Raw genomic sequence first — 19,810 nt, forward strand, 5'->3', positions numbered from 1 at the left:
ACTTATTGTATAAATATGAAATTTGTAAATTATTTGTTTAGATTGTGGCTTAATTTATTTAAACTTTTCTCTTAACTATATATACCCCACCAAAAACAAGGGCTGTCCCTATATAATGATAATACTCGAGTTGCTCATTAAAGAATAAAACTCCATAAATAGCACTATAAACTGTAAAAATGTAAAGAGTAAATCCAGTTATAGATGCCCCAAGTTTTTTTTGTGCCATTGTATACAAGGTAAAAGCTATAATTCCCGGTGAAATAGCTGCAAATAAAACCCACATAAAAAAATCAGAATTAAATACAGTTCTTACAAAAAAAGCTTCTTCGATTAGATAAAATGGGAGCAAGCTAACCACTCCAAAAAATGCAATCAAAGTAAATCTATCAAAAATTTTTAGATTAGTTTTCCAATAAAATAGATAAATAGAATAAAGAGCCCAACCTATTGCAGAAGCTAGCATCCAGAGGTCACCAATTGTGAATTTAAGACTAATTAATAAAGATAAATCACCTTTAATAATAATGGCAAAAACACCTATTAAACATGAAACTAGTCCAATAATCCTAAGAAGATTGATTTTTTCCTTAAAAAATAAACTTGAGATTATGATTATAAAAATTGGAGAAGAGGAATATATAATTCCCATGTTGGTAACCGTTGTTGTTTGACCAGCTAAAAATGGAAAAGCTCCACAAACTCCACAACCCATCGATCCAATGAAAAATATTCTTTTATATTCTTGTTTTACAAACTTAAAATTTTTTTTTAAAGAACTGTAGGTGAATGGTAGTAATATTAAAAAAACTGCAGTCCATCTCCAAAAAGCTAAAGATATTGGAGGAACATACTCAACCCCACCTCTTGCAACGATTAAGTTGCTAGCCATAAAAATTGGTTGAATAAATAATAATAAGAAAGGTAAATAGCTATTTTTAGAATTATTCACTTAAAAGAAGATTTAATTCTTGTCGAAAAAAGCTTCGTAGAACATCATAAAAATTGCTACTGCCATTAAAATAAACACTGGCAATATATCCCAAAATCCTATCATCGAAGATCTAGTTAAAGTTGTTGCAAGGCCAATAAGAAATAATGTTGCAAGGCCTGACCCGATTAGAGTTGTTATTTTATTTAGCATATTTTTTACAATTTTTTTCTAGCCAGTTGGCTACACCTAGAAATCTTAAATCATCTAGCCTGTCTCCAATTAGCTGTATACCTAATGGTAAATTATTTTCTCCAACAAGTAAAGGTAATGAAATAGATGGTAGACCCATATAAGTCCAAACAGTGCAAAATTCTGGACTTCCAGTACTCTTAAGACCCTTCGGTGCAACTCCTGCTGATGATGGAGTTAACACTCCATGATAATCTTCAAAAACTTCTTTATAAGATTCATAACTTCTCTTCATAAAATCTATCGCTTCAGCATATTCTTTGGCTGAATACTTTAAGCCTCTTTCAATTGCACTAACCATTTCTTTAGAAAGGTGTTTTTTAGATTTTTTATAATAACCTTGAAAATTATTTGCCATATCTGTTTCATGAATTATTTTATGATATTTTGGAATATCATCAAAATAAGAAGGGGTATCAAATACTTCAATATTTTTTTTAAAAGTTTTTAAAAAGAACTCAAAAGATTTTTGTGATTCTTTATCAATATTTTTCCAGTTTTTAGTTTTATAAAAAATAAATTTAGGCTCATATAGTGGTCCTTTTTTACAAACATTTAACATTTCATCTGCCGCATAATGAATAGTTGATGAATCGTATAAATCTTTTTTAATTAATGATTTTGCAAACAGAGCAACATCTTCTACTGTTTTTCCAAATACTCCGATGTGATCTAATTTATCAGATTGTCTCATCACACCACTTCGTGAAATCAATCCATAAGATGGCTTATAACCAACAACTCCACAGTAGGAAGCAGGTCTAATAATTGAGCCATTAGTTTGTGATCCAATTGATAGTGGCGCCATATGTGCTGCTATAGCTGCTGCAGAACCACTTGATGACCCCCCAGGTGTTCTTGAATTATCATGTGGGTTAGTAGTTTTGCCTGGGTGAAAATATGCAAGTTCAGTAGTTACAGTTTTTCCCATTACTATTGCTCCCTCAATCTTAAGTAGATTAACAACTTCAGAATCTTGTGAGCTTGGCATTTTTTTTCTAACAGGAGAGCCACATTCAGTAGGCATTTCAAAAGTACCTATTATATCTTTAACTGCAATTGGTAGGCCGTGCAAAGATCCCAGTGGTTTTCCTGATTTTCTGTATTCATCTGCCTCCGCCGCTTTTTCTAAAAGCTTTTTTTTATCAAAATATTCCCACGCCTTTACATCTTTTTCAAATTTTTCAATTCTCTCAATATATTGATTACAAACTTCCACAGATGAAATCTGACCCGATTTTAGGTGATCAACCAATTTATTAGTTGTTAGAGTAAATATATTTAGCATTTAAAATTATCTAGTTTGCAAATAATGTTTCTGGCAGCCACAAAGCAATACCTGGAAACATATACATAAGAAACATAGCGAATATTACTATTCCTAGGAACGGCATAATTCCTGCAAATATTTCCATCAATTCAACATTCTTCTTTTGAACGCCCTTTAAGTAATAGGCTGACATTGCCATAGGAGGCGTTAAAAATGATGTTTGTAAATTTAAGGCAATTAACATTGCAAAGAAATATGGATTAACATTAAATACTTCAAGTAGGGGTAAAAATATTGGAACAAATATAATTAAAATTTCAGTCCATTCTAATGGCCATCCTAAAAGAAAAATTATTACTTGAGTAATAATTAAAAATTGCCATGTTGATATTTCAATTGATGTAAAAAAATGTTCAAAAATTTCATGACCACCTAAATAAGAAAATACAGAAGAAAAAGTCCAAGAACCAATAAATAACCACATAATCATTGCTGTAGTTTTTGCTGTTAGAAAAACAGACTCTTTAAAGCTTTGCCATTTAAGTGTTTTGTAAAACCAAGATAACAATATAGCACCAAACGCTCCTGCTGCTGCTGCCTCTGCTGGCGTTGCAATACCTGCTAAGATTGTTCCAAGAACCAACATAATTAATCCAAAAAGAGGGACGAAAGAAACTAATACTTCTTTTAAAATTTCAGCTCTTGGCGGAATATCTTCTGCTCTTGGCTTAGGTGCAATTGATGGTTGGAGCCAAGCTCTACCTACTGCATAAGCTATATAAAGTCCTGCAAGTAAAAGTCCTGGAAAAATTGCTGCAGCAAATAATCTCAAAGGAGATAGCTGAGCTATTACCGAATAAACAATTAACATAATACTAGGTGGTATTAAAATACCCAAACATCCACCCGCACAAATTACTCCTGAAGCAAATTTTTTATCATATCCTGCTTTAACCATCGCAGGCCAAGCAAGGAGACCCATTAGGGTTACAACAGCACCAATAATTCCAGTTGCTGTTGAAAATAAAGTACACGTTATTAGAGCAGCTACTGCCATTGAAGCTGGCAATCTGTGAGCCGCAAGTCTTATTGCAAAAAATAATTTTGATACAATTCCGGCTCTTTCAACTAAATATCCCATAAATAAAAATAGCGGGACGGCGGTGAGCACGTTATTGTCCATAACGGTGTATGTATTTTTTACAAATAATGAAAATATCCTATTATCAAATATGTGATCCATTAAAGCAGGATCGTAATAAGCATAATATCCAAAACCTATTCCCATTGCCATCAAGGTGAAGGCAATTGGAAAACCTAATAGCACTGCAAATAAAAACAGCCCCATCATTAAGATGGCGACTTCTGGGTTTGTTAGACTAAATAACATCTTTTTGATCCTCGTCTTGTGCTGTTCTCATTAAGATTTGTTCTGTTTCTTCTGCAACAACCATTCTTGCTGGCCAATGTCCAGTTTTAATACAAATAATTGCTCTAAACACTTCAGCAATTCCCTGAATAACCAAAAAAACTCCCGCAGCTGGTATTAAAGATTTTACCATATAAATATTAATTTGGGCTGGGCTACTCCAACTAGTTTCTTTTATCTTCCAAGCAAGTGCTGCATATTCATACCCATAAAATGCTAAGGCTATTACTCCTGGGAAAAAGAAGATAAAATAAAGCACTAAATCAATCCAACCTTGTGTTCTTGGTTTAAATAATCTGTAAATTACATCCCCTCTAACATGAGATTCTGTTGCTAAACAATAAGCGCCTGACATCATCAATATTGCGCCGTACATCTGCATACTAAAGTCAAAATTCCAAAGTGTTGGCTTATTAAATACGTAGGCCATCATAACTTCATAACAAGTTCCACCCATCAAGATAACAATACACCAAGAAAAAGCCTTACCTATTGAAGTGCTTAAAGTGTCAGCTAATTTTATGTAGGCTCTCATCATGGTTTAAATAGGATACTCTAATTTTGTTAAAAACTGTACTATAAAAAAAAGGGGGCCGAGACCCCCTTTTTAAAATATTAAAAGGTTAATTAGATTTTAACTTTTCCAATTGGACCAAACTCATTTTCATAAGCTAGTTTGTAATTAGGCTGATTCATCAGCAAGTACTTCATTACTTTCTTAGCATATGCTTTTTGAGAGTCGATTACCTTCTTGAAGAATGCATCTTTTGCAGAGAATTCTCCAACAATTTTATCCCAACCTTTTAACTGTTCAGCTAAAATGGCATCAGACGTTTGGTAAACGTTAACCTTATGTGTGTTCATCAAATCAGCTAAACTGTCAGAATATCTAACAAGCGCTTTGAAGTAGTTATCCGTATTCGCAGCATAAGCAGCGTTTTTTAAGATAGCTTGATGAGCAGGTGAAAGGCTGTTCAGTCTCTTCGTGTTCATAGGAATTTCAAACATCTCTTGAGATTGGTGGAAACTTCCTAAGTGATAGTGTTTAGAGACATCTTGCATTCCAAACTGTGAGTCTGATGTTGGGTTGTTAAACTCAGCAGCATCAATCAAACCAGTTTTCATTGCTGGTTGAATCTCACCACCTGGTAATTGTCTTACGACCATTCCCATAGCAGTTAAAACGTTAGTCGCTAGACCAACTGTTCTATACTTCATACCTTTAACATCAGATACTTTAGTTACGTTCTTTTTGAACCAACCAAAAGGTTGTGCTGGCATAGGCATATGAAAGAAACCTGTGTAGTTAAATCCAACACTAGCTACTGCTTCTTCATATAGTTTTCTTCCTCCACCATACTCCATCCATCCCATAACTTCTTGAGATGACATTCCGTATGAAGGACCAGTTCCAAAAAGTGAAGCTGCAGCGTTTTTACCGTACCAATATGCAGTCACCCAGTGACCCATATCAACGATTCCATCACTTACCGCTGCTCCGATTTCTGAAGTTTTAACGATTGCGTTTACAGGCTGAAGATCAATTTTAAGTGATCCACCTGACATATCGCTAACCATGTTACAGTAGTCTTGCGCCATTTCAAAAAAGATGTTTGCGCCTGAAGGCCAAGCAGCTTGCATCTTTAATGTAACGTGTCCGTCTGCAGTTGCAATATTAGGCATTGCTACAGCTGTTGCTGCTGCTGCACCTGTAACTGCTGCTGCTTTAAAGAACTTACGTCTTGAAGGTGTTGTAGCCTTCAAAGATTTTTTATCTTTAATCATTATTTCTCCTCTATTAGTATTTGTTAATTAACAATGTGAACTTAATTATAATTGAGCTTAGGAGTCTAGGGAGAAAATGACGCTTTAATATCATTTTACAATCTGAGATAGAAAAATAATGCTAAATTTAAATCAATTTTTCATCTTCATATACACAACATCTTTCAGCAGGAATATGTAAGCTTATACTGTCTGAAGGTACTTCAGTTTCTCTATTGATTTTAGATTTGATTGTAAGATTTCCAGCTTTAGCCGTTAGAAGTTTATAATTTCCAAGATCTTCTACTTTATCCACCTTTGCAGATAACACATTGTCTTTTTGTTTTTCTGCTAATTTTATATATTCGGATCTTATTCCCAATTTAACATTTTTATTTTTTAACTTTGTTAGATCTGTTGTTGTTTTAATTAAAGTATCATTAATTTTAACACTATTATTAGATGATACTTCTGTTTCAAATAAATTCATTGCAGGAGATCCTATAAAGTATCCAACAAAAGTAGTATTTGGTCTTTCAAACAATTCTTTGGGAGTTCCTGTTTGAACCACTTCACCTTCACTCATAACTATTATATTATCTGCAAAAGTCATCGCTTCATTTTGATCATGGGTTACATAAACTAAAGTTGTTTTATATTGCTCATTTATTTCTTTAAGATTTCTTCTTAATTTAAATTTTAAATCAGGATCTATAACTGTTAATGGCTCGTCCATTAAAACTGCTGCTACATCTTCTCTTACAAGTCCTCTACCAAGAGAAATTAATTGTTTTTGATCGGCAGTAAGTTTTCTAGCAGGCAAATTTAAGAAAGATTTTAAATTTAATGTTTCTGCAACAGAATTAACTCTTTCCTCAACTATTTCTTTAGAAAAATCTCTACATCTAAGTGGAAAAGCTAAATTATCATATACTGTCATAGTATTGTAGATCACTGGAAATTGAAAAACTTGAGCAATATTTCTACTTTCGGTTTTAAGATCTGTAACATCTTTGTCGTCAAATAATATTTTGCCAGATGAAGGCCTTACTAGGCCTGATACAATATTTAACATTGTTGTTTTACCGCATCCAGATGGGCCTAAAATTGCATATCTCTTTCCATCTTCCCAAGTCATTGAAAAAGGGTTTAGTGCATAAGTTGGGTTAGCATCGTTTGGATTATATGAATGGGATATCTTATTTAAATTAATTTTAGACACTACTACCTCCAAATGGAGATGAAGCTAAATTTCCAGTTTCATCAAATGCGTAAGCTTTGTTTGATCTAAAATTAATTTTAACTTTATCGTGGATTTTAAAATCCATAACTTTTTCTATACTGGTTATAATTTTTGCATTTCCTCTAGTAAGATGGAGTAAAGTTTCTGAACCACTAATTTCTGCAAGCTCTACTTCAAACTCAAACCCATTATCATTTAATTCAACATCTGATGCTCTTATACCAAAATTAAAATTTTTATCTTTTATTTTAGATAGATGATGTGGAATATCTATTTCAATATCTTCAAATTTTATTTTATTAGAATCTATGTCAGCTTTTAAAATGTTCATTGGTGGGTCATTTGAAATAGCTGCAACCTTTAGATTTTTAGGGTTTTCAAATATTTCTTTTGCAGCGCCCACTTGGAGCACTCTACCCTCATCAAGAACAATGACTTCACCATTAAGTTCCATTGCTTCTCTAGGATCCGTTGTTGAAAAAACTACAATACTCTCTTCTGATAGGCCATTAATGAATATGTTTTTAAACTCTTCACGCAACTGCTCTCTTAACTTGTAATCTAAATTAACTAATGGTTCATCTAATAATAAAATTTTAGCATTTTTTACCAGTGATCTTGCAACTGAAACTCTTTGTTGTTGACCACCTGATAATTCTTGAATTTTTCTTTTTTCATAGCCTTCTAATCCTACTAATTTTAAAGAATTAAAAACTTCATCATTAATCTTTTGAGAATCTAAACCTCTCTGTTTTAATGGAAAGGCTATATTTTCAAAAACATTTAAGTGAGGGTAGTTAATGAATTGCTGATAAACCATAGCAATATTTCTTTCCCATACTGGTATCTCTAAAAAATTCTTACCTTCAAATTTAATTGTTCCACTATCTGGCATAAGTAGTCCAGCTATTGTTTTTAATAAGGTCGTTTTCCCAGAAAGTGTTCTTCCTAAAATCGTATATAATTTTCCCTTTTCAAAGTTAAAAGAGATTTTTCTTAACTGTAGCTCTTCAGTTAATTTGTATGATAAATTTTCTCCAACTAAATTCATTATTTAATTGCTCCAGACAAATTTCCTTTTGACAAATATCTTTCAACAATAAATGCAACTACAATTAATGGTGCAACAGAAACTAATGCTGAAGCAGATAAACTCCACCATGGTGTAATTGAAGAATTTAAGGCAACTATTTTAACTGGTAATAATTGTACTTCAGTAAAAGTTAGAATAAATGCAAAGAAGAAATCGATCCATCCAAATATTATACAAAACATTCCAGCAACAATTAAACCTGGTATTGAATTTGGTAATACAACTTTAAAAAATGCTTGGTAAGGATTACATCCATCTATTAATGCTGTTTCATCTATTTCTCTCGGTACCTTATTAAAGAAATCAACCATAATCCAAACTGCTATAGGCATTAACAAAACGATATAAACAACTATCAGCCCAATTAGACTATCTAATAAATTGACCGCTCCTAAAAATAAGAAGAAAGGTATTGATAAAACAATTGGTGGCATAATTCTTTGAGAAATAAAAAAGAAAGTAATGTCGTTATTTTTTATTGGACCTGCTTTAAAAGTATATCTTGAGAGAGCATAGGCAGATAATGTTCCAAGTATTATACTAATTAAACTTGCAGTACACGTTACAAACAAGCTATTAAAATACGGCTCAACGATATCTACTCCTCCTTGTGCTGGTGATTTAATTAAAACTCTCCAACCTTCTAGGTTTGGTTCAAAATCAACCCATGGAATATAAGTAACACCTCCATTAACTGAATTAAAATCTTTGAAAGAAGTTGTAAGTGCCCAAAGAAAAGGCGCCACCACAAATACTGTCCAAATAGTTATAAAAAAATATTTTAAAAATGTGTATAATTTTCCCATATCTAATCTTTGAGTAATAATTTGGTTAATACTTTTGCTATAACAGTTAAACTTATGATCATTATTATTAGATAAGTGAATGACATGGAGGCCGCATAGCCCATTTGAAACTCTCTCAAGCCTTTAATAAAAATATAGAAACTTGATGTTTCAGTTGATGTCCCAGGTCCACCTGAGGTTAACACATAAACTGTATCCATTATCTTTGAGGCTTCAATCAATCTAATAATAATTGCACCGATAGATATAGGTGCCATTAATGGAAATGTTACATAGATAAATTTTCTGACTGGGCTAGCTCCATCAATTGCAGCTGCTAAAAATGGTTCCTTTGGAAGTGATAAAAGGCCTGCTAACAATAGTAAAAACATAAAAGGTGTCCACTGCCAAACCTCAACAATAATTACAGTAAATTTAGCTAAAGTAGGGTCTGTGAGCCATTTTGGTGAAAGACCAAAGTTACCCAGAATATCATTTACAGGACCTAGAGATTCATGAAAAAAAGTTCTCCAAATAACAGTCATGATAACTGGTGTGGTCATCATAGGTATTAAAAATAATACTCTAAAAAACCTTTGAAACTTAATTTCCTTCCAGACCATGTGTGCTAATGCAAAACCAATTACATATTGAAGAACAACAGTTGTTACTGACAAAAAACTTAATCTAAAAAATGATTCCCAGAACCTTGGGTCATCTGTAAATAATCTTATATAGTTTTCAAGGCCTATAAAATTTAAACCATTATAACTATTCCACCCTGATAAACTTAAACGAACTACAAATATTATCGGGAAAATTAAGATACCTATAAGAACAAATAAACCAGGAAATAGAAAAATGTATTTATGTTTAAAGTTCATGACTTTGAATTTTGATTGTATTGTAAGTATGAGTATATGGCCACTTAATTAAAAGTGGCCATATAAATTTATTTTTATAACTTGTTGTCTTCCATTTTGACACCAACAGCATAATCCTCTTGTACTGCTGATTTACCAACTCTTTTGACAATTGCTTCCCACTCTTTAGCAACTTCATCCAAAGCTTCTTGAGGAGATAGCTGACCAGCTAAAGCCTTAGAAGTTCCAGTTGCAACTGCACTAGTGAATTCAAACACACCACGAACTCTTAAAGGGAAAACTCTATTTTTACTTTTTTCCATGTCTTTAAGTGTTTTAGTGTATGATTCCGCAATCTCTTTATCCCAACCCATAGTCTCTGTGTAAAGTTTTGGATCAAAATCAGAGTTTTTAAATGGATTTACTCCAAAGTTACCAATAGCTAAGTCAGCTTGGTGGTTTGCTCCGTTAGAAAAGAAACATAGATAGTCAAACGCCATCTCTTGTACTTTACTTTTCTTAGCAACACCTACTGCCCAACCCCATACGATGTACGGTGCTTGGTTATATTTGTTATCCCATTTTCCAGATACTCTGTTCCAAACTTTATCTGCGCCTGGAAGGGGAGCTGTACCTACTTTATTTTTAATAGGACTGTCATCTTGCATCGCTGCAATAAAAGCATCATCCCATGAAAAACTAAATAGAGTTTGTCCACCACCAAATGATCCAATTTCATCACCTAGTCCAAAGTTAATTCCTCCTGGAGGAACATACTTAGTAGCTTCTACCCAGTCAGTTAAAGCTTCAACAAACCCTGGATTGTTAACATTTGGTTTCATAGTTTCTAAATCAAAAAAGAAACCACCTGGAGTTCTAGGGTTTTTAGCATACGCCACTGATCTACTGAAAAAAGCTGCAAACATTAAGTCGTCTTTTTTCATAACTTCAGCTGAACCGTATTCTTTTTCTCCATCTCCATCCCAGTCCCAACCGTTAAAGTATTTGGCCATTTCGCCATATTCTTTCCAAGTTGTAGGAACTTTTAACTCTTTACCAGTGTCTGCTTTGTATTTTTTTTGCATTTCAGGATTATCTATTACGTCTTTTCTGTATTTTAGATAATGTCTGTCTCCATCAACTGGATATTGGTACATAGTTCCATCCCAAGAAGAAACACCCACATGAGATTTTGTAACGTCTTTCATCTCTTTTGTGTTCATGTATTTTTTTGGAACTGGTGCTAAATATTGTCTCCAGTCATTTATAAAGTTAGAAAAGCCAAATACGATATCGTATGGAGCTTGACCAGCTTTAAAAGGAACCATAGCTTTTGCATACAAATCACCTGCAGGTGTATGTGTTACATCAACTGTTGCGCCTGTTAGTTTTGCAAACTGTTCAGCATGAAGAGCTGTAGGCTGTCCAATTACTGGAACTGCGTGCGTATTTATTTTTAGAGTTTTTCCTTTGTAGTTCTTTTTTGAAATCTCTTCATAAGAACAGTCACCAGAAATATCTCCTGTTGCTTTGATATGTGGAAATTGATCACTCCACTTATCTGCATAAGCTGGACTAAATATCAGAATTCCTGATATCATAGCACTTAAGCAAGTTTTTATTATTTTCATTACTCTCTCCTTTTTTTATTATTATGGAACTAAAACAGCTCTTCCCTTAACTTTACCCTCGTTAAGATCATGAAGTGCTTTATTAGCATCGCCTAATTTATACTCTTGCATAGAAAGCGTAACTAACCCTTTGTTAGCTAACTCCATCAGTTCATATAACTCAGACCACGTTCCCACTAAATTTCCAACAATTGTTTTTTCTGAAATAATTACATCGACAGCTAGAACTCTGATTTCTTCACCATAGCCAACGATATAATAGTATCCACTTCCTGCTGTCATTTTGATACCCATTGCAGTGGATCCTTTTTCACCAACAAAATCGATTACAGCTTCACCACCTTTACCTTTGGTAAGTTCTAAAACTCTTTCAACTTCATTGCCATCAATCAAAACTCCTTCATCACCACCAAGTGACATCGCATGTTTTAATGCTTCAGCAGATTTTTCAACAATAATAATATTTGCAGCACACATTGCTTTCAAACATTGAATTGCTATATGACCCAGTCCACCAGCTCCAATAATTACACAAGTCTGACCTGGTAATAAATGTCTAGTAGCTTTTTTAACAACTCTATAAGCGGTAAGCCCTGCATCAGAAAATGGTGCAACATCTTTTGGCGCTAATATTGTTGGTAGTTTAATTAAGTTACGAACACTAGTTTTAAGCAGTTCAGCATATCCACCTTCTTTAATGTTTAGTCCTGGAAAGGCACCTTCTTCGGCATGCTGATCTAAGCCTCTACGACAGCTTAAACAAGTTCCATCTGTTCCAGAAATGATTGGGTGCAAAATTACTGGATCACCCTTTTTAAATCCAACGACATCCTTGCCCACTTCTTCAACCCAACCTGCATTTTCATGACCCATAACCATGGGTAATAAATCTCCTTTAGGATCTTGAATATGTTCCCATACACCTTCGATAATGTGTAAATCAGTTCTACAAACTCCTGCAGCACCAATTTTAACAATAACATCTGACGATTTTTCTAATTTTGGATCTGGCATTTCTTGCTCGGTCACCCAAACTTTTTCATCCATTTTTGGATTATATTTATGTAGAACTTGTGCTTTCATAATTACTCTCTATTTTTTTTGTTAGTTAATTTTTTTAATAACAAACCCTATCCAATATTCAGGTCAACTAAGAGTCAACTGCACAAAAAAGTGTTCAAAAAGTTAACAAAATACAACTTCTGGTTGGTTGTTCATTTTTAATTATGTCCTAAAATAAGAAATGCCAAATTTAACATCTGTTGAAAAAGAATTCTCTAACCTCACTAAGAAAAGAGGTTTTTTATCTTCTTTGATTGATAAAGATATAGCTGATAGCTGGAAGAGATGTATTTCAACAGGATTGGATCCGCTTAAAAAACCAAAGAGAACCATTCTTTCTTCTAAAGAGCTTGATGAGCTTAAAGAAAAAAATGAATATATTAGAAGACTGATAAACCCTGAGCTTGAACTTCTATATTCACAAATAGCTGGAACAAACTTTATGGTAGCATATTCTGACAGCACTGGCTCAGTTATGGATACTATTTACGATAAAACCTGTCTTAAAACTGATGTTGGAAAAATTGTAATACCAGGTTCAATTTGGAGAGAAGAAATTGGAGGTACTAATGGATTAGGACAGGTTGTAACTCTCAATAAAGACTCCATAGTTTCAGGTAAAGAGCATTTTTTTGAGTCACATGGAAAATTATCTTGCTTTGCAAGTCCAATACTAAATCATGAAGGTAAAACAATAGGTATAATAGATGCTTCTACTGATGTGCATTCAAGAGAGCAGCACACACTAGCGCTAGTTAAGCTTGCTACAAAAAGCATCGAAACAAAATTATTCATAAATCAATTTAGAGATGAATTAATTTTATCTTTCCATCCACGCCAAGAATATCTTAGTACTAATAGTGTTGGTTTGCTTGCAATTAATGGTGATGGATTTGTTGTTGGTTCTAATTCAAACGCACGAATAATGCTACATGGACTAGCACCATTAAAGAATGAGAATTTTAATAATATTTTTACAACTTCATTTTCTTCAATAGCAAATGAACTTTTACAAAATAAAATCCTAAAAATTTCTGATCATTTAGGTTCGTCTGTCTTTATAATAAAAAGTCAAAATTTTAAGAAAAAAATATCCAAAGAAACAGGAATAAAAACTTATGCGTGCAATAACTGTCAAGGTTCTAAGTTTAAGGAAGAAAGATGTGTTTTAATTAAATCTGCATTTATAGAAACTGGAAATATTAGTGCAGCTTCCAGAAAACTTGGTGTATCAAGAACCACAATTTACAAACATCTAAAATAAAATTAATTTTTATAATTTCTTATTAAGAAAAATAGGTAGGAAAAGAAAGAAGTTAATAAAAAAAATATCATAGCAAATCTAAAGCCTGAAATTTCTGAATAGCCTAAGTTCATTGTGAGATCAATAATAACACCAATGATCCATTGAAGCGCAAATGCTCCAATAAAAAGAAGCAGATTAAATGATGTCAGTGCTTTTCCTGCATTTGAAAGTGAAAAAGCCATACCTACTGCTGGTTGGGTTAAGGATAAAAAAACAGAACTTACAGCAAAAAAAGCCCAGTGATATGCTCCTGCTTTAGGTCCAAGATAAATTATAAAAGCCAGAACAATTAAATTTAACGGTGCACCAAACTTCAATAATCTTATCGCATCTGAAACATTTTTTGAAATTTTAGGAACTAAATAGCCCCAAGATAGGAATGATATTAAGAGAGAAAAATAAATTAAGAAAAGACCATTTGCACTTTGTTCGGGTGTATATCCTGAAACTTTAATCATCCATGGTCCTGCCCAAAGTGTCTGAATAGCAAACAATCCACCATAATTAAAAAATCCCATTGGAACTAAGCTTTTAAAAAAACTATTGTTCCAAATTTCTTTTAAAGAACCATTATCATTTGAGTTACTTTGAATATTTGCTTTATTCCAATTAGGTATAAAAAAAATAATTAAGATAATACAAAATATGGTTAATAGAGCTAAAGTGATAAAAATCATTCTCCATCCAATTATCGGTAAAAAAAATTGTACAGGCAAACTAGAAGAGAGCATTCCAATTGCGCCCACCATTAACATCCATGAATTTGCTCTTTGTTGCGTTTCATCTTGATACCAAATTCTATATGCAGTAAGCGGCCCCATCAAACAAGCGCCTACGCCTATTCCAATTAAAATTCTTGATATTAAAAGAGTAATAAAATTTTCTGATAAAGAAAATGAAATCATACCCAATACAGCTATAAGTAAAAAATATGATACTATTTTTTTTGGTCCCTTATTATCTAATAAATAACCTAATGGAATTTGAACAGCAGCAAAACCTAAAAAATATCCACCTCCCAAAAGTCCTAAGTCACCAGCTGATAAATCAAACTCTGATATAAGATTAGGTGAAATAGTTGCAGTGATTGCTCTTAGTAAATTAGAGATATAATAACTGAGAGCAAATACTAAAAATATAGTTATCGCTTTTTGTTTTGGTAAAATAACTTTATTCATAATTAAAAATTATAAAGAAATTAATTTACTTTATTTTTGCAATTTCCTGTTTTGAAAAACTCATCAATATTGTCTATGGCTAGATTGGCCATAGCAATTCTTGTGTGCTTAGTGGCACTTCCAAGGTGAGGCAAAATAAAAACACTTTTAATCTTCAGATAGCCTGGATTTAAATTTGGTTCACCCTTATAAACATCAAGTCCTGCTGCATAAATTTTTCTTCTGTTTAATGCATCTATTAAAGCTTCATCTTCAACAATGTCTCCACGAGCCACATTTGTTATAACCGCACCTGTTGGAAAATATTCTAATGTTTCTTTATTAATTAAATTTTCTGTTTCTTTTGTTGCGGGGCAACAAATTGACAATACATCTGAAACTCCAAAAAGACTTTTAATGCTATCATGATAAATGGCACCTTGTTCTTTTTCGTCACTTAGTTTTGATCTGTTGTGATAGTGAATAATCATTCCTAAAGATTTTGCAATTTTTGCAATCTTTTGACCTATTCTCCCCATTCCTAAAATTCCAAGCCTCGTACCAGTTAACTGTTTTCCTATCAAATAATCTGCAGACCATTTCCAGCTACTTTCTTTTGCAGCCTGAACACCCTCTGGAACTCTTCTACATGCTCCAAGAATTAATAAAATTCCAATCTCAGCTGTGGCATCAGATAAAACTTCTGGTGTATTAGTTACAGCTATTCCTCTTTTTTTTGCTGCTTCTAAATCAATGTTCCCAAATCCAACTGCAAAATTAGAAATTACCTTAATACTGTCTGGAAGTTTGTTTATGGTCTCTTCATCCATTTTATCAGTTAAAGAAGTTAATATTGCATCATGACCTTCACTTAATTCGATAAGCTTTGATTGAGAATATAATTCATCATTGCCATTAAATTTTGCATCAAATATTTTTGAAGCTTTGTCTTCAGATTCTTTTAACAATCTTCGTGTAATTAGAATTTTTTTCATAGTTAATTTTTTTGTAATATTTTTGGTTTTGGACCACCAGTATACCAATCTAATATCTCAATGGTATGTAAAATTGGAGTTTTCGTTCCATTAGAAATTTGAGTAATACAACCAATATTTCCAGTTGATATAAAATCTGGTTTCAAACTTTCAATATTTTTTACTTTTTTACTTAATAATTCTTTGGCAATTTCAGTTTGCAAAATATTATAAGTTCCAGCAGATCCACAGCAGATGTGGCCTTCTGGAATTTCCATAATTTCATTATTTGTTTTTGAAAGTAATGACATGGGTTGACTGTGTACTTTTTGTCCATGTTGCATTGAACATGCAGAATGATAAGCAATTTTGTACTTCTTATCTTTTACTTTAAAATTTAATTTTAAATTAGTATCTAAATATTCAGAAACATCTTTTGTTAAATCAGAAATCACTTTTGCTTTCTTTTTCATTTCTTCATCATCTTTAAAAATGAAACCATAGTCTTTCATGGTAGTTCCACAGCCAGAAGTATTTGATAAAATAGCGTCTAAATTTCCTTTTTGATGTTCGTCATACCAAGTATTAATATTATTTCTAAAATCTTGGTGCGCGTCATCTTCTTTTCCCAAATGATGATTTAATGATCCACAACATCTGATCTTTTTAGGCACAACCACTTCAACTCCATGTCTATTTAAAAGTCTGATTGTTGCCTCATTAATTTGAGGAGAAATTTCTTTTTGAACACATCCAGTTAAAAGAGCAACTCTTGCAATTTTATTTTTCCCACTTACAGAATAAATTTCTTTTTGTTTTATAGTTTTTTTTGGAAAACTTGTCGGCATCAAATTCATCATATCTTTTATTTTTAATGGCATTAAAAATTTAAAAGGTTTAGCTAATTTAACCATATAACTTGCTAATCTAAAGTATCCTGTGTTTGGTAACACTACTGATAAAAAATTTCTAATTGTTCTATCAAAAAAAGATCTTTCATAGTTTTTTTCAATATATTTTTTACCATGATCAATGATGTGCATATAATTTACTCCAGCAGGACAAGTGGTCATGCAGCTATAGCAAGACAAACATCTATCTATATGTTTTACAGTTTTTGCTGTTGGCTTTTTTTGATTTTCCAACATATCTTTAATCAAATAAATTCTTCCTCGCGGTCCATCTAATTCGTCACCAAATATTTGATGGGTTGGACAAGTTGCATTACAAAAACCACAATGAACACACTTTTTAAAAATTTTTTCTGTTGCAGCGTTGTCACTGTCTTTTAATTGTTTTTCAGTAAAGTTTGTTTGCATTAAATTCCTCTATACATTTTTCCAGGATTAAAAATTCTTTTAGGATCAAAACTTTTTTTGATCTTTTCTGATATTAAAAGTCTTATATCGTCTACTGTAAAAATTGTTTCTTCGTAATCATATTCATCCGATGTCTTTATGATAGTTAAATAACCACCTAATTCTTTGGTCAATTTTTTAATATCACTAACCTTAGAGTTCTTTTTTGATTGAACCTCTATCCAATATAATGAGCCACACCAATCAATGTAATATTTATACTTATTACCTAAGAATTGCATCAACTTAGGGCCTTTCGAAGGAGGCACTACTACTCTTAAAAGGTTATTCTTTGTTGATTTGAATATTTCAAGATTATTTATTTTTTTCCAAAAAGGTGTTGATTGATGAACATCTAAAACTGTTGTATTCAGCTTACTAAGCTCCAGTTCATTTGTTAAAGCTTTTAATTTTTCATCTATTGAAATTTTATCTCCTTCTATTCTTAGTGCTAAAAATGAACCTTTGTATTTTAAGTCATTAAATTTAAAGACCATCTCTTTGTTTTGGTCATAATTTTCATCTTTGGGTTCTTCAGGAATATAAACAGCTCCAGAGACTTCGCTACTTGAACTAGATATCTTATCAAATAAATTTTTAACTAATTTTTTATCATCAGTATGTATAGTAATTGTATTAGATAATTTTTTTTTAGGTAGAACCTTCAATGTTATTTCAGTTAAAGCAACTAAAGTTCCAAAAGATCCTGTTACTAGTTTTGATAGGTCATAACCTGTAACATTTTTTACAACTGTCCCACCTGATTTAATTATATCTCCTTTACCATTCACACCTCTAAAACCTAATATGTGATCTCTTAAACTTCCTACTTTAAATCTTCGAGAGCCAGCAAAGTTACAAGCTAAATGGCCTGCAATGGTGCCCTTATTTGATTTTCCATTTTCAATAAATCCAAAATCAATAGGCTCAAAAGCTAGTTCTTGATTGTTTTTTTCTAACTCCTTTTCAACTAACTCTAATGGCGTGTTAGCTTTAACCTTAATATATAGTTCTTCAGGCAAATACTCAATTACACCTGACAACTTAGACATAGATAGTTTTTTTGCAGATTGAATGTTGTTACCAATAAAATTTTTTGAACCTGTGCCAATTATTTCTGTTGGTTGGTTTTTTTTGTAAAGTTCCTGAACTAGATTTGAAACTTGCAGCTCATCTTCTGGATAATAAGTATTATTAGAATCTTGGAAGATCTGGGAATTTTTCTTCATTTCTGTGGACATGTACCCTTCCTTCCTCTGCACATTTTCTTAATATTGGATAAACTTTTCCTGGGTTTAGTAAATTTTTTTCATCAAGCGATTTTTTAATATCTAATTGTTGTTGAATATCTGTATTATTAAACATCTCACACATTAGTTCTCTTTTTTCTACTCCTACCCCATGCTCTCCAGTGATCACTCCCCCTAATCTAACGCACGTCTTTAGTATCTCAGCTCCAAATTCCTCTGTTTTTCGCAGTTGTTCTTTATCACTTCCATCAAACATTATTAATGGATGTAAATTTCCATCTCCTGCATGAAAACAATTTGCTACAGGTAATTTGTATTTTTCAGAAAGTCTTTTTATTTCAAGTAAAGCTTCCGCAAGTTTTCCTCTTGGTATGGATCCGTCCATACAATAATAATCTGGTGCCATAGCTCCACATGCTGGAAATGCTGCTTTTCTACCTGCCCAAAATGATAGTCTTTCTTTTTCATTTTTACTCAATTTTAAACTTGAGCAATTATTTTTTTCACAAATACTTCTGACTTGTTTTAATAATTCATCTACCTCAGATTCGGTTCCATCTAATTCTACAATCAATAAAAGTTCTGCATCTCTTGGATATCCTGCTTTACTAAAATTATCTGTTGCCTCTATCAAAGCTTTATCCATTATTTCCATACCTGCTGGAACAATTCCACTTGAAATTATTTCCGATGCTGCATTTCCACCTTCTTCAATTGTTGGAAAGCCTATTAGTGCTGCTTTAACGACTTGAGGATTTTTTAAAATTTTTACTGTCACTTCAGTAATCACTCCTAATAATCCTTCTGAACCACAAATTAATCCCATTAGATCATACCCTTCTTGATCAAGAGTTTTTCCACCAACTCTACAAACTGTTCCATCCATCATTACCATTTCAACACCTAAAATATTATTAGTTGTCGTTCCATATTTTAGAGAATGGACGCCTCCAGAATTTTCAGCAACATTGCCTCCTATTGAGCATGCAAGCTGACTTGATGGATCTGGCGCATAGTAAAAATTTTTATGCTGTACAGCATGTGTTATTCCTAAATTTGTTACACCAGGTTGGGTTACTACACATTTATTTTCAAAATCAATTTCTATAATTTTATTAAATTTTCCAAGACTTAATAAAATTGCATCATTTAAAGGTAGGGCTCCTCCTGAAAGACCAGTGCCGGCCCCTCTTGGTACAACTTTAATATTTTCTTTATGACAAAATTTTAAAATATTACTTACTTCTTCAGTGTTTTCTGGCATCACAACAGCCAATGGTGTCTGTGTGTAAGCTGCTAATGCATCAGTTTCATATGGTTTAATATCATCTGCATGACTTAAAACATTTTCTGGATTGATAATTTTTGCAAGATTTTTAAAAATATATTCTTTTTTATTAATCGTTGCTTTGTCAATCTTTGGCAGAACTAATTCACTCATT

Annotated in this window: 18 protein-coding genes; 1 reads left to right on the top strand and 17 read right to left on the bottom strand. The window is 32.4% G+C overall.

The window, feature by feature from the left end:
• Positions 1-58: 58 nt before the first annotated feature.
• From AC5SL3_RS06180 to AC5SL3_RS06235, 12 genes are all read right to left on the bottom strand, one after another.
• A complete protein-coding gene (locus AC5SL3_RS06180; protein ID WP_011281578.1) occupies positions 59-952 on the bottom strand; it encodes a DMT family transporter in 894 nt (297 codons plus the stop codon).
• Positions 953-964: 12 nt separating this feature from the next.
• On the bottom strand, positions 965-1,144 hold the full coding sequence (locus AC5SL3_RS06185; RefSeq protein ID WP_011281579.1) for a hypothetical protein: 180 nt from the start codon (positions 1,142-1,144) through the stop codon (positions 965-967).
• Positions 1,134-2,471 (bottom strand): amidase, encoded by a 1,338-nt coding sequence (locus AC5SL3_RS06190; protein WP_494577963.1) that lies wholly within the window; start codon positions 2,469-2,471, stop codon positions 1,134-1,136. The genes AC5SL3_RS06185 and AC5SL3_RS06190 overlap by 11 nt, the downstream gene beginning before the upstream one ends.
• A 10-nt stretch (positions 2,472-2,481) precedes the next feature.
• Positions 2,482-3,843 carry a TRAP transporter large permease gene (locus AC5SL3_RS06195; RefSeq protein ID WP_027306877.1) on the bottom strand — a complete coding sequence of 454 codons (1,362 nt, stop codon included), beginning with the start codon at positions 3,841-3,843 and terminating at the stop codon, positions 2,482-2,484.
• The gene (locus AC5SL3_RS06200) at positions 3,833-4,417 is read right to left on the bottom strand and encodes a TRAP transporter small permease subunit (protein ID WP_494578795.1); all 585 of its coding nucleotides are present in this window, start codon (positions 4,415-4,417) and stop codon (positions 3,833-3,835) included. The genes AC5SL3_RS06195 and AC5SL3_RS06200 overlap by 11 nt, the downstream gene beginning before the upstream one ends.
• A gap of 92 nt (positions 4,418-4,509) precedes the next feature.
• Positions 4,510-5,667, bottom strand: a complete 1,158-nt coding sequence (locus tag AC5SL3_RS06205) for a TRAP transporter substrate-binding protein (protein WP_494576746.1) — start codon at positions 5,665-5,667, stop codon at positions 4,510-4,512.
• Between the two features lie 127 nt (positions 5,668-5,794).
• Positions 5,795-6,868: an ABC transporter ATP-binding protein gene (locus AC5SL3_RS06210; RefSeq protein ID WP_494577965.1), complete on the bottom strand. Its 1,074-nt coding sequence runs from the start codon at positions 6,866-6,868 to the stop codon at positions 5,795-5,797.
• Positions 6,861-7,940 (bottom strand): ABC transporter ATP-binding protein, encoded by a 1,080-nt coding sequence (locus tag AC5SL3_RS06215; RefSeq protein WP_494577967.1) that lies wholly within the window; start codon positions 7,938-7,940, stop codon positions 6,861-6,863. Before AC5SL3_RS06215 ends, AC5SL3_RS06210 begins: the two co-directional genes overlap by 8 nt.
• Positions 7,940-8,788: a carbohydrate ABC transporter permease gene (locus AC5SL3_RS06220; protein ID WP_168606993.1), complete on the bottom strand. Its 849-nt coding sequence runs from the start codon at positions 8,786-8,788 to the stop codon at positions 7,940-7,942. Before AC5SL3_RS06220 ends, AC5SL3_RS06215 begins: the two co-directional genes overlap by 1 nt.
• A 2-nt stretch (positions 8,789-8,790) precedes the next feature.
• Positions 8,791-9,651, bottom strand: a complete 861-nt coding sequence (locus AC5SL3_RS06225) for a carbohydrate ABC transporter permease (RefSeq protein WP_011281585.1) — start codon at positions 9,649-9,651, stop codon at positions 8,791-8,793.
• A gap of 74 nt (positions 9,652-9,725) precedes the next feature.
• Positions 9,726-11,261 (bottom strand): type 2 periplasmic-binding domain-containing protein, encoded by a 1,536-nt coding sequence (locus AC5SL3_RS06230; protein ID WP_271520219.1) that lies wholly within the window; start codon positions 11,259-11,261, stop codon positions 9,726-9,728.
• Positions 11,262-11,282: 21 nt separating this feature from the next.
• Positions 11,283-12,344: an NAD(P)-dependent alcohol dehydrogenase gene (locus AC5SL3_RS06235; RefSeq protein ID WP_011281587.1), complete on the bottom strand. Its 1,062-nt coding sequence runs from the start codon at positions 12,342-12,344 to the stop codon at positions 11,283-11,285.
• A 160-nt stretch (positions 12,345-12,504) separates the two neighbouring features.
• Between AC5SL3_RS06235 and AC5SL3_RS06240 the strand changes: the two genes are divergently transcribed.
• Positions 12,505-13,587 (top strand): GAF domain-containing protein, encoded by a 1,083-nt coding sequence (locus AC5SL3_RS06240; protein WP_494577969.1) that lies wholly within the window; start codon positions 12,505-12,507, stop codon positions 13,585-13,587.
• Positions 13,588-13,589: 2 nt separating this feature from the next.
• On the opposite strand, the gene AC5SL3_RS06245 is transcribed toward AC5SL3_RS06240, so the two are convergent.
• From AC5SL3_RS06245 to AC5SL3_RS06265, 5 genes are read right to left on the bottom strand one after another with little or no spacing between them, the layout of a single operon-like run.
• A complete protein-coding gene (locus tag AC5SL3_RS06245) occupies positions 13,590-14,807 on the bottom strand; it encodes an MFS transporter (protein ID WP_011281589.1) in 1,218 nt (405 codons plus the stop codon).
• 20 nt (positions 14,808-14,827) lie between these two features.
• Positions 14,828-15,781, bottom strand: a complete 954-nt coding sequence (locus tag AC5SL3_RS06250) for a 2-hydroxyacid dehydrogenase (protein WP_494577970.1) — start codon at positions 15,779-15,781, stop codon at positions 14,828-14,830.
• Positions 15,782-15,783: 2 nt separating this feature from the next.
• The gene (gene glcF / locus AC5SL3_RS06255) at positions 15,784-17,079 is read right to left on the bottom strand and encodes a glycolate oxidase subunit GlcF (protein WP_271626899.1); all 1,296 of its coding nucleotides are present in this window, start codon (positions 17,077-17,079) and stop codon (positions 15,784-15,786) included.
• Positions 17,079-18,347: an FAD-binding protein gene (locus tag AC5SL3_RS06260; RefSeq protein ID WP_020168906.1), complete on the bottom strand. Its 1,269-nt coding sequence runs from the start codon at positions 18,345-18,347 to the stop codon at positions 17,079-17,081. Before AC5SL3_RS06260 ends, glcF begins: the two co-directional genes overlap by 1 nt.
• On the bottom strand, positions 18,313-19,809 hold the full coding sequence (locus tag AC5SL3_RS06265; protein WP_011281593.1) for an FAD-linked oxidase C-terminal domain-containing protein: 1,497 nt from the start codon (positions 19,807-19,809) through the stop codon (positions 18,313-18,315). The genes AC5SL3_RS06260 and AC5SL3_RS06265 overlap by 35 nt, the downstream gene beginning before the upstream one ends.
• Position 19,810 lies beyond the last annotated feature (1 nt).

Source organism: Candidatus Pelagibacter sp. PS_34 (genome assembly GCF_059417845.1).